This window comes from Coleofasciculus sp. H7-2, assembly GCF_042747725.1.
Lineage (GTDB): Bacteria > Cyanobacteriota > Cyanobacteriia > Cyanobacteriales > FACHB-T130 > FACHB-T130.
This window is the reverse complement of record NZ_JBHZGO010000062.1, coordinates 1-11,123: the sequence shown is the minus strand read 5'-3', so window position 1 is coordinate 11,123 and position 11,123 is coordinate 1. Positions and strand designations below refer to the sequence as shown.

At 48.1% G+C, this 11,123-nt stretch carries 11 protein-coding genes and 2 pseudogenes; 5 read left to right on the top strand and 8 right to left on the bottom strand.

Translation table 11 applies throughout. The features are described 5' to 3' along the window. Positions 1–127: 127 nt before the first annotated feature. Both ACFW2W_RS13070 and ACFW2W_RS13065 read right to left on the bottom strand, forming a co-directional pair. A pseudogene (locus tag ACFW2W_RS13070) lies at positions 128–394 on the bottom strand (transposase); the annotation flags it as partial. Next, the gene (locus tag ACFW2W_RS13065) at positions 378–641 is read right to left on the bottom strand and encodes a transposase (RefSeq protein ID WP_378178435.1); all 264 of its coding nucleotides are present in this window, start codon (positions 639–641) and stop codon (positions 378–380) included. The gene ACFW2W_RS13065 and the pseudogene ACFW2W_RS13070, both read right to left, overlap by 17 nt. 131 nt (positions 642–772) lie before the next feature. Between ACFW2W_RS13065 and ACFW2W_RS13060 the strand changes: the two genes are divergently transcribed. Beyond that, complete coding sequence (locus ACFW2W_RS13060; protein ID WP_378178432.1) at positions 773–1,084, top strand: transposase; 312 nt, start codon at positions 773–775, stop codon at positions 1,082–1,084. Further along, positions 1,084–1,625: pseudogene (locus ACFW2W_RS13055) on the top strand (transposase). The gene ACFW2W_RS13060 and the pseudogene ACFW2W_RS13055 overlap by 1 nt, the downstream one beginning before the upstream one ends. Before the next feature lie 54 nt (positions 1,626–1,679). Here the strand turns inward: ACFW2W_RS13055 and ACFW2W_RS13050 are convergent. The 3 genes from ACFW2W_RS13050 to gloA form a co-directional block, all read right to left on the bottom strand. Next, positions 1,680–2,225 carry a transposase gene (locus tag ACFW2W_RS13050; protein ID WP_378178429.1) on the bottom strand — a complete coding sequence of 182 codons (546 nt, stop codon included), beginning with the start codon at positions 2,223–2,225 and terminating at the stop codon, positions 1,680–1,682. Between the two features lie 359 nt (positions 2,226–2,584). Continuing rightward, complete coding sequence (locus ACFW2W_RS13045) at positions 2,585–3,430, bottom strand: NACHT domain-containing protein (protein WP_378178426.1); 846 nt, start codon at positions 3,428–3,430, stop codon at positions 2,585–2,587. A gap of 301 nt (positions 3,431–3,731) precedes the next feature. Then, positions 3,732–4,160, bottom strand: a complete 429-nt coding sequence (gene gloA, locus ACFW2W_RS13040) for a lactoylglutathione lyase (RefSeq protein WP_378178423.1) — start codon at positions 4,158–4,160, stop codon at positions 3,732–3,734. Positions 4,161–4,402: 242 nt separating this feature from the next. Between gloA and eno the strand changes: the two genes are divergently transcribed. Both eno and ACFW2W_RS13030 read left to right on the top strand, forming a co-directional pair. After that, positions 4,403–5,692 (top strand): phosphopyruvate hydratase, encoded by a 1,290-nt coding sequence (gene eno / locus ACFW2W_RS13035; RefSeq protein ID WP_378178420.1) that lies wholly within the window; start codon positions 4,403–4,405, stop codon positions 5,690–5,692. 109 nt (positions 5,693–5,801) lie between these two features. Beyond that, positions 5,802–6,389: a hypothetical protein gene (locus tag ACFW2W_RS13030; protein ID WP_378178417.1), complete on the top strand. Its 588-nt coding sequence runs from the start codon at positions 5,802–5,804 to the stop codon at positions 6,387–6,389. A gap of 313 nt (positions 6,390–6,702) precedes the next feature. Here the strand turns inward: ACFW2W_RS13030 and argC are convergent, their stop codons facing one another. From argC to ACFW2W_RS13015, 3 genes are all read right to left on the bottom strand, one after another. Next, positions 6,703–7,764 carry an N-acetyl-gamma-glutamyl-phosphate reductase gene (gene argC, locus ACFW2W_RS13025; protein WP_378178414.1) on the bottom strand — a complete coding sequence of 354 codons (1,062 nt, stop codon included), beginning with the start codon at positions 7,762–7,764 and terminating at the stop codon, positions 6,703–6,705. 844 nt (positions 7,765–8,608) lie between these two features. Further along, on the bottom strand, positions 8,609–8,743 hold the full coding sequence (locus tag ACFW2W_RS13020) for a hypothetical protein (protein WP_378178411.1): 135 nt from the start codon (positions 8,741–8,743) through the stop codon (positions 8,609–8,611). Between the two features lie 245 nt (positions 8,744–8,988). Next, positions 8,989–9,210: a helix-turn-helix domain-containing protein gene (locus tag ACFW2W_RS13015; RefSeq protein ID WP_378178408.1), complete on the bottom strand. Its 222-nt coding sequence runs from the start codon at positions 9,208–9,210 to the stop codon at positions 8,989–8,991. 162 nt (positions 9,211–9,372) lie between these two features. Between ACFW2W_RS13015 and ribBA the strand changes: the two genes are divergently transcribed. Next, on the top strand, positions 9,373–11,082 hold the full coding sequence (ribBA, locus tag ACFW2W_RS13010; RefSeq protein WP_378178405.1) for a bifunctional 3,4-dihydroxy-2-butanone-4-phosphate synthase/GTP cyclohydrolase II: 1,710 nt from the start codon (positions 9,373–9,375) through the stop codon (positions 11,080–11,082). Positions 11,083–11,123 lie beyond the last annotated feature (41 nt).

The window sequence follows — 11,123 nt, the reverse complement described above, 5'->3', positions numbered from 1 at the left end:
CAATTCGATTACTAATTCATTATCTCAGATTTGGAGATGTTCCAATTCCCTATCAAAATCAAAGAAATCATTTTCGGCTCCCCTCTCGCATTCTCGCTCGCATCATACCCTAATTCAGCAACGCCAAATAATCGAGGTTGAGCGTGAGCATTTCAATCAATCCGGCATCATCGGAAACATTGGCTTTTGTGCAGTGAGTGAAGAAGGGAAACCCAAGCGTATCAACGGCTAGGTGCCTTTTAATGCCATTGGTCGCTTTGTAAAAACAGAACCCCTTTGAATCGACACTCGCATTGCAAGTGTTCTTCACCGCTTGGGAATCAATGATGATTAACGTCGTCCACTGGGGCTTTTTTTTGACCTGTTCCCGCACTTTTTCATGCAAGGTCATCATCAGTGTCTCGCCAAGCGCCTGCCGCCCGCCACTGCTTGTAGTGCCAATAGACCGTCGAGTAAGGAGGAAAGTCTTTGGGTAAGTCTGCCCAATTACAGCCATTCTTCAGTTGATAGAGAATGCCATCGATGATCTCCCGCTTTGTCCAATCACCAGGTCGGGTTCGTTTCTTCTGCGGTAGGATCTGATGCAGCAGGGGTGCAAGAATCTCCCATTCTGCATCAGTGAGACTGCTGGAATATGCCATAGCGACTAGATTAGAGGGTGTAGGTGCCTACTTTCACCATTATAAAAGATGTCAAATGGGTTCTATAGAACCCATTTGACATCTCTTACCTAGATACAGTAGGGTCATTGCCAAACCCAAACACAGATGCCATGCCGTACTCTAGCAGCCTCACCGACGCAGAATGGACAATTCTTGAACCCTTACTCGCCAAGATATTACCGCAAAAGAAACGAACGAGACCGACGAATTGGACAAGGCGAGAACTGCTTGATGGAATGTTCTATCAACTGAAGAATGGTTGCAATTGGGAAGACTTGCCGAAAGATCTGCCGCCTTACTCCACAGTCTATTGGCACTACAAACAGTGGCGGGAAGCGGGAGCGATAGAGACACTGATGACGGTCTTGCACGGACAAGTGCGAGAACAAGTGAAAAAAAAGCCCAATGGACAACGTTGCTGATGATTGACTCGCAAGCGGTGAAGAATACCTGCAACGCGAGTGTCGAGTCAAAAGGATAAAAGCTTCTACAAAAGCACCAATGGCATCAAACGGCATCTTGCGGTCGATACTTTAGGCTTTCCGTTTTTCACCCACTGCACGAAAGCGAATGTCTCAGATGACCAGGGCTTAATCGAGATGTTGAGCCAGAACCTCGACTACTTTCGTGCCAAGCCCGTCAACATCCCAAAGATCACCATTCTGCTGGACAATGGCTATCACCCGGACACGCTGACCGTAGCCTTACAAGCCCTTTACCCGCAGATCATGACCAAGATTCTGTTTGAACTCGCACCCAAGCCGACTAAAGCGGAAAAAGCGGCGCAAGGGAAAACGGGATTTGTCGTGGTTGCAACGCGATGGGTGATAGAGCGATCCAATGCTTGGGTCGAACGCTGTAAGAGCTTAGTCAAGAACTTTGAGCGGACGCTCTCGCCATGCCACTGCCAAACTCAATCTCTGCTTTATCCGACTGATGCTCAAGCGTTTAGCGCATCGCTAGATGTCAAATGGGTTCTATACATCGGGAAACTTATATAGAACCCATTTGACATCTCTAAGAAGTTGCTAATCTCTTAATCATCAGCCTGACGAAACAAAGATTCAGCTTGGTGGTTGCATTCGGCAAGGTTCGCTCGAAGTTCTTCACTAAAATCTTACAACGCTCCATCCAAGCATTAGATCGTTCAATCACCCACCGAGCAATAGCTGGCACAAATCCAGACTTACCTTGGGCTGCTTTCTCTTGGTTAGAGGGTTTCGTTGAGCGCTCAAACTTAATCTTCTGCATGATCTGGGGATACACCTTCTCTAATTCTTGGGTGAGATGCTCTGGATGATAGCCGTGGTCTAACAAAATAGTAATCTTGGGAATGTTCATCGGTTTGGCACGAAAATACTTGATGTTTTGGGTCAACATCTCAATCAATCCCGCATCATCGGAAACACTGGCTTTTGTGCAGTGCGTGAAGAATGGAAAGCCTAACGTATCCACTGCCAGATGCCGTTTAATCCCGTTGGTGGCTTTGTAGAAGCAGAACCCTTTTGACTCCATACTCGCATTGCAAGTATTCTGGACTGCCTGCGAGTCAATGATGATCAACGTTGTCCACTTGGCTTTTTTTTTACTTGTTCGCGCACTTGCCCATGTAAAACGCTGATCAGCTTCTCAATGGCTCCAGCTTGGCGCCACTGCTTGTAGTGCCAGTAGACCGTCGAGTAGGGCGGTAGGTATGCAGGGCAGGTCTTCCCAATTGCAGCCATTCTTCAGTTAATAGAAGATGCCATCTAAGAGGTCTCGCTTTGTCCAGTTGGTGGGTCTCGTTCGTTTCTTCTGAGGCAGGATTTCAGCGAGTAACGGTTCAAGAAGATCCCACTCTCGGTCGGTTAAACTACTGGAGTACGGCATAAAGGCGGAATTAGGTGAGTTGCAATGACCCTACCTCATCCTCCTGAAAGATGTCAAATGGGTTCTATAAACTGCTCAATCTGGGTATCGTCAAAATCAGCCATTGCCACATCGCTAAAGCGACGAAACCCACTGCGATAGGCAGCCGTGCGGCAAGAGGCAATGAAGCGATTTTTATCGTAACGATCAACAAAATTCTGGATTTGACCGATTGCCTCATTTAAGTTTTTTGTTGGCACTTCATCTAAACCATCCAGCAAAATTAGCAACTTGCCTTGCTCTAATAATTTCTTCGTAGATTTTTCAGGTGAAGGAAAACCACAAGTGCGAAACTCATCAGTGATGACTTGCTCAATATTGATTTCACCTGTGTTAAATATTTTGAGTTCGATGAAAACAGGGATACAGGAGTGCTTAAAATTTCCCTTGTTGCCCTTCAGTGCTTCCAGCCCCATCCGCCGTAAAAATGTGGATTTTCCCGCTCCTGGCCCACCGATTACCATGAGATATTGCTTTTCGTTAGCAACTTTCAGCCCTTCTTGCTTACGGGTATCTTTAGACTGATAACTGCGCCTTTGAGCTTGGCGGTAAGCTTCTTCCAGGCTGTCAATTGTCTCAAATCGACAAATATCTTGCTTATCTAAAAACTGAACGCCAGTATAGACTGACTCCAAGGCTACAGGCTCCCGCATTCCCAACACTTTCAGGATGCCGTGACGCTCAGTATAGTTCTTGACATATTGCTTTGATGCGTTAAAAATTAGCTGCTTTTTTCCCTCATCTAGGCTTCCGCCTATCAAGCCGAGGAATTTACCCCCACCTTCCCAAACTGTTTTGATAACAACGCTAGCTAAACCTTTAATTGCTGCATCTACAACTATGGGTTCAAGTCCTGTCATAGGGGTATCGGAAAAATTAGTTTTAGTTATTTCTACAAGTCAGTCGCTGCTTTTTCCAGACTGCTAATACTGATGCATACGTTTTGATGCCACACGTTTGATCGAGTTTCGTTCCCACTCAGTCCGCCAGGGACTCAAGTCCCTGGCTCATAGCTAAAGTCGGTTGAAACCGACTATTTATAAGGTTGGCATTCCGTTTTAACGGAATGCCAGCTATTAGCCCGGAAATTGATTTCCGGGCGGGTATTGCAACCAATGAAACAACTGTGCTTCTCAAGGGAGGTTGGGGGGGATCAAAAACCTACCGACTTGCTACTTCAGCGGTTTCTGACTTCTGGGCAGATCCCTTTCCTAGCTGAATTAGCTCAATCTTGTAGCCATTTGGGTCTTCCACAAAGGCAATCACCGTCGAACCGTGCTTCATTGGTCCCGGTTCCCGCGACACTTTGCCGCCACGCGCCTTGATTTCGTTACAGGTGGCGTAAATATCATCAACGCCAAGAGCTATATGACCGTAGGCATCTCCCAGGTTATACTGCTCTACGCCCCAGTTGTAGGTTAGTTCCACAACGGTATGGTCAGATTCGTCGCCGTAACCCACAAATGCCAGCGTGAACTTCCCATCCGGATAATCTTTCCGACGCAGTAACTTCATGCCCAGCACGTCGCAGTAAAATTTCAAAGACTCTTCCAGGTTGCCGACTCGCAACATCGTATGTAGCATTCGCATCGTTTTGATCCCGAATTCCCTTTTAAGATGACGCTTGAGCGTCCGTTCAGGACGTATTCTATTTCAATCGCTGATAGGGATTTTTACAAAACAACCCACGTCACCATAGATACAATAATACATTCAGTCACGCCAGGTGTTTTCGACAAGGGATGAAAACCGCTATAACAAGCGGGCTAAAAAGTCTAAGGCTTGCTGATGTGTGAGACACTTGCAATTTTGCTATTGAAGGGTGAAACAGAATGATTAACACGCCAGATACTGCCATCGACGCCATTGTGGCTCGTGAAATTCTCGACTCGCGGGGGCGTCCGACAGTGGAAGCCGAAGTCTATCTGATCAACGGTGTGATGGGATTGGCTCAAGTTCCCAGCGGCGCTTCCACAGGGACTTTTGAAGCCCACGAACTGCGGGATGGGGATGCCAGCCGCTACGGTGGTAAAGGCGTCCTCCAAGCTGTCCAGAATGTCGAGGAGAAAATTGCTCCTGAGTTGTTGGAGATGGATGCGCTCGATCAGGTTTCGGTTGACCGCACGATGATTGAGCTGGATGGCTCGGAGAATAAATCGAATTTGGGAGCGAATGCCATCCTCGCCGTCTCGCTGGCAAACGCTAAGGCGGCGGCGGTGGCTCTGGAATTGCCGCTCTATCGCTATCTGGGTAGCCCATTATCTAATGTATTGCCGGTGCCGTTGATGAATGTAATCAATGGCGGTGCCCACGCGGATAATAACGTGGATTTCCAAGAGTTTATGATTGTGCCGGTTGGGGCGTCTTCGTTTAAGGAAGCGTTGCGTTGGGGTGCCGAGGTGTTTGCGGCTCTCAGCAAAGTTTTAAAGGACAAAAACTTGCTGACTGGAGTCGGCGATGAAGGCGGTTTTGCGCCTAATTTAGAGTCCAATCAAGCGGCTTTGGAACTATTGGTGGCGGCGATTGAGAAGGCTGGCTATAAACCCGGAGAAGAAGTGGCGCTGGCGCTAGATGTTGCTGCCAGTGAGTTTTATAAAGAAGGGCAGTATGTCTACGATGGCTCATCCCATTCCCCGGCTGACTTTATTGAGTATCTGGGTAAGTTGGTGGGACAGTATCCGATTGTCTCAATTGAGGACGGACTGCACGAAGAAGACTGGGAAAACTGGAAACTATTAACAGAGAAAATGGGCGATCGCGTTCAACTCATCGGCGACGATCTGTTTGTCACTAACCCTATCCGCCTGCAAAAAGGCATCGAGCAAGCCGCAGCTAACTCGATCCTGATTAAACTCAACCAAATTGGTTCTCTCACTGAAACTCTCGAAACGATTGAACTTGCTACTCGCAACGGATTCCGGTCAATCATCAGCCATCGCTCCGGCGAAACTGAAGACACCACAATTGCCGATTTAGCCGTAGCCACGAGAGCAGGTCAAATCAAAACAGGTTCGCTTTGCCGCAGCGAACGGGTGGCGAAATACAACCGACTGCTGCGAATTGAAGATGAATTAGGCGATCGCGCAGTCTATGCCGCTACGATTGGGCTAGGCCCCCGCTAAAGCAGATTAATTGGGGCAGTTTGTGCCAGCTTATCGGGTGGCTCGTCCAGGAACTCAGTCAATCTGTGCGTTGCTATAAAAGGATTAACCGACTTTTGCACAACTCAATATGAAACTAAAAATCCTGGCGATCGCCACCCTATTTGCTCCTCTGTCTGTGTCAGCAGCCGTCCGAGCCGAAGGGAACGCACAGTTACCTCAAATCCAACCCTGTGCTAACTGTCAGCTCATCGGCACTGCTAAGCCGGTTCTAGTCGCTCAAGAGGATTGGCAGGAGTTTTCTTCCTCTGAAGGAGGCTTTGTGGTGCTAATGCCGGGAACCCCGGAGGAGGAGACACAAACCGAAAAAACTGAAGACGGCGACTCTGAGCAGCATTTGTTTACAGTCGCTACGTCAGAGGGTGTGTTTTTAGTCTCCTATGCTGACTTCGCAAACGAGATCGCTCAGCTAGACTCTGAAGAACTCTTGGGTGCGGCGGCTGAGGGTTATTTGACGGATGGAGCGAAGTTAATAACTCAGCGCCCAATTTCGCTGGATGGAATTCCTGGCAGAGAAATTAAGTATGAAGATTCTGACGGTTCCATTGGTCAAGCCCGGATTTTTCTGGTGAAGCAGCGGCTGTATCAAGTCAGTACGCTTGGTTCAAACACCAACGATGTTCAAAAGTTTTTCGACTCATTTCAATTGATACCGTAATCAATACTTTTTATGTTTGAGACAACAGCTTTGCTGACGCCAACGAGTCTCGATCGGTAGCGATCGCCCGCGAACCAGTCAATTATTTTAGACACCCGTTTTCTAGACAAGAAAACGGGTTTTTGGTATGCCCCTAGTTATCCAATATTTTATTCAGCCGCTATTGGGTCGCGCGATCGCGTCAAATTTTTTCTCGCCGCAGCTAACTTCAGTAAGCTCCTCTCATCGCCAACGCCAGCCGCTTATTCGACTACTCCGAAAAACAGATCCCTCAGCCATCCAACTCAATACCCAAAAATCTGAAAGCAGATCCCTACGGATAAAAACTGAGTTGAGGTAAGCCTAGCGTTTCTTCCAGACCCAGCATCAAGTTGAGACACTGGAGAGCTTGACCAGCTTGACCTTTGATTAAATTATCAATGGCTGACATGACAATGACCCGATCGGTGCGGGGATCGACTTCGATGCCGATATAGCAAAGATTAGTACCGCAAGCCCATTTCGTTTGGGGGTAGATGCCGCCTGGTAATATTTTCACAAAAGGCGAAGCACGGTAGAAGGCTGAAAAGATAGTAATTAAGTCTTCTCGCACTAACCCCGGATCGCGCAAGTTGGCATAAACGGTTGCTAGAATCCCGCGCACCATTGGAATCAAGTGAGGGGTAAACTGCACTGTAACTTCGTGACCGGCGAGATCGCTACAAATTTGCTCAATTTCGGGGGTATGTCGGTGCCGTCCGCCAACACCATAAGCTCCTAGCGTATTATCTGCCTCAGCCAGCAACAAATTGGTTTTCGCTTGCCGTCCGCCGCCGGAGGTGCCAGATTTAGCGTCGATAATCGCAGTTTCTGGCAAGACTAACCCTTGCTTGAGTAGCGGCGAGAGTGCTAGCAAACTGGCGGTGGGATAGCAACCAGCGCAACCCACTAACTGGGCGTCGGCAATGCGATCGCGGTATAGTTCCGGTAAGCCGTAAACCGCTGTGGCTGCAACTTCTCGGTCTTGACGTTCTCCACCGTACCAAGTTTGATAGGTTTCCAGGTTGGAAAATCGGTAATCGGCGGATAAATCCAGCACCTTGCACCCCTTCGCCACTAGCGTCGGTGCCATCTGACAGGCAAGACCATTAGGCAAAGAGAGAAAAACGGCTTGACAGCGATTGGCAATAGTATCTAAATCAAGCGGTTCTATCTTCAAGTCAACGCGATCGCCTAAATGGGGGTAAAGGTCGGAAAACGGCTTTCCAGCGCTACTCTCGCCGCCTAAGTAAACCAGTTCGACCCCTGGATGCTCCATCAAGAGTCGTACAAGTTGCACACCACCATAGCCTGACGCGCCAACAATTCCAACAGGCACGCGCCCTAAATCACCCATGATGCTTGTTCCCTAAAAAGTTTAAATTTTAAACGCTCAGCGGTCAGCAAAGCGCAGTCAACCAAAGTCAGTACTGAGCGATAAGGATACGGCATTGCCATGCCCCTAATGATTGCTGAATATAACTTCTTTCTCATTGCTTATTCCTCAGTCCCTGATTGACTGACCAAACTCCTGAAACCCTTGAAAAATCGTAGGTTGGGTAGAGCGATAGCGTTACCCAACAAACTTTACCAGTGCTGGGTTTCGTGAACTCAACCCAGCCTACACATCCGAGATTTGTCAGGCAATCAGCCTCAGCCCTGCTAAAAGCTGATGGCTGAAAGCGACTTTTGCTGCATTGTAGTATTAAAACCAAGATTTGGTGGTAGAAATATCAGCGTAATCATTTAGGGTTACAAGGTTAGCTGCGGCGAATTCCAGGTTGGCTAGAGCAACCATTCGGGGATTGACCTAATTTTGTGGGAATTTATCCTTATAGAAAAGCACCGCTCAAATTGATAGTTTGGGCGGTGCTGCGTGGTCTAATTAGCGTTATAAATCAACATCATGACATATCGCGCTTCTCACTTGAACCAAATGCGGCAGAAGAACCTAACCCCCTAACTCTCTCTCAGTGAAGGGGAAAGGAGAAGGATTCCCCTCTCCCTTGATTTTTACTTATAGCAGGCAGTCCTAAATGATTCGTGAAGGCGACATCCTAGGGCAACTCTTACGAAGTCGGGGATCTGAAGGGCTGGCATCTCGCAACTCAAATAGGATTGCTATAGCAGTCCTATGGGATTTGTAAGATATATTTTAAACGAACCGTCTTAGCGATCGCGCTCAGCCATGCGCGTCAGCGCTAAGTAGATGGATCTAATATTTGTAGGATGGGTAGAGCATAAGCGTAGGCGCGTTCATGCCGTAAGGCTTTAGGCTTCAAGGGAGAGTAACCCATCAAACCCATTTTAGTGTTGGGTAACGTTGCCTCAACCATTCCCTACCTCAGATGCGCGAGTTTAATTATGTCTACCTACTTATAGAACACAGAAAAAAAGGAAAAAATAGAAAGAAGAAGATTTTACGAATCACTTAAAATTGCTCTATATACGTCTCAACTTAGTTATTTTTTCAGCATTTATAGGCTGCTATATTAAATTTATAGCCGTAAACTGTTCGCTGTGAAATGCCGGTATCTTAATGTAAATTGCTGTAAATCAAACCCATCAATGTATAATTTATTTAGTCAATTCCTTTTAATAATTCGGCGGGAGATACACTTAAAGCTTTTGCTAAGCGGACGATATTGACAAGGGAAACATTTCTCTCACCCCGTTCAATACCACCAATGTAAGTGCGGTGTAGCCCGGTCAGTTCTGCTAAGTTTTCCTGAGAAAGTTCGCGTGCCTTTCTCAATTTTCGGAGTTGTTTGCCAAATTTTTCGAGTTCGGAATTAGCCACCATGATTAAGAAAGAATGTTATTTTAGATGACGATAAGTCTACAGACGATAAGTATCAATTTAAGCGATCGCCCTCGAATCCGGGCGATCGCGCCGCTTGGGGGTGCCGACAGGCTACTATCAAAAAGAGATACTTGATGTATGGTTTATTGCTCTAATTAATCTGTGGAATTGTCTCAAAGCAAAGAAGCGCAAAATCACGCTTCTTCAACCCAACCGTTTAAATTTGACGCGATTGTCGCCGCCTTGGCAGACCTGAAGGCTGGGCGGGTAGTCGTGGTAGTAGATGATGAGAGCCGAGAAAACGAAGGCGACTTGATTGGCGCGGCTCAGTTTGCGACGCCCGACATGATTAATTTCATGGCGGTGAATGCACGAGGTCTGATTTGTCTGGCGCTGACAGGCGATCGCCTGGATGAACTGAATCTGCCCTTGATGGTTAGCAACAACACCGACAGCAACCAAACAGCCTTCACCGTCAGCATCGACGCTGCACCGAATATGGGAGTCCGGACTGGCATCTCAGCGGAGGACAGGGCGGTGACGATACAAGTCGCCCTCAACCCAGCTACCCAGCCCAATGACTTGCGCCGTCCCGGTCACATTTTTCCCTTGCGGGCGCGGGAAGGGGGTGTCCTGAAACGAGCAGGTCATACAGAAGCCGGAGTTGATTTGGCAAGATTGGCGGGATTGTACCCGGCTGCGGTAATCTGTGAAATTCAAAATCCCGATGGGTCGATGGCGCGGTTGCCAGAGTTAATCGAGTACGCCAAGACTCACCAACTGAAAATTATTAGCATTGCTGACTTAATTAGTTACCGCCTCAACCACGAACGGTTTGTCTGCCGCGAGACGATTGCTGAACTGCCCACTCAGTTTGGGAATTTTCAAATTTACGCCTACCGCAACAGCCTGGATCAATCCGAACACGTCGCAATTGTGAAGGGAGATCCAGCCGAGTTCTCAGACCACTCAGTGATGGTGCGGATGCACTCGGAATGCCTCACGGGTGACGCTTTGGGTTCCATGCGCTGCGACTGCCGAATGCAGCTACAAGCGGCGCTGAAAATGATCGAGAATGCAGGATCGGGGGTTGTGGTTTACCTGCGCCAAGAAGGGCGGGGAATTGGGCTGGTTAATAAATTGAAAGCTTACTCGTTGCAAGACATGGGGCTGGATACCGTCGAAGCAAACGAGCGCTTGGGTTTCCCTGCTGACTTGCGGGATTATGGGGTGGGGGCGCAAATTCTCAACGATCTGGGAGTGAAAAAAATTCGCCTGATCACGAATAATCCCCGCAAGATTGCGGGTTTAAAGGGGTATGGCTTGGAGGTGGTGGATCGGGTGCCGCTGTTGATTGAGGCGAATGATTATAATTCCATCTATCTGGCGACCAAAGCGAAAAAGCTGGGTCATCTGCTGTTGCAGACGTATTTAATCACCGTGGCGCTGCACTGGCAGGATGAACCGGAGTCAGTCACTAAGCGCTACGAACGATTAGAGAAACTGCGGCATTTGGCAAAAACTTACGATTTGTTGTTGCAGGAGGAAACGCGACCTGTTGCGATCGCTCTGTTCGGTACGCCATCGTTAACCGTTCACTTAGGTTTTGATCAATCCAATCTCGCGTCACCGGATTGGTATCAGCAGACAGGACATCCTTACGTCCAAGCGATCGCGCAAATTCTGGATGCTTTGAGCGCATGGCCTCAGTTAGAACGTCTGGAATTCATGGTTTCGACGGGAATAGACCCCCTGACAGGCTTACAAATCCAGCTAGACCGGCAGAACTTCTGTGCAAGTACGCTGCCTTCGTCTGTCTGCGACCATTTAGAAACACAAAAAATCTACAGCTTTCAGAGTGGGGAGGAATGAGGACTGAGGGCTGAGGACTGAGGGCTGAGGACTGAGGGCTG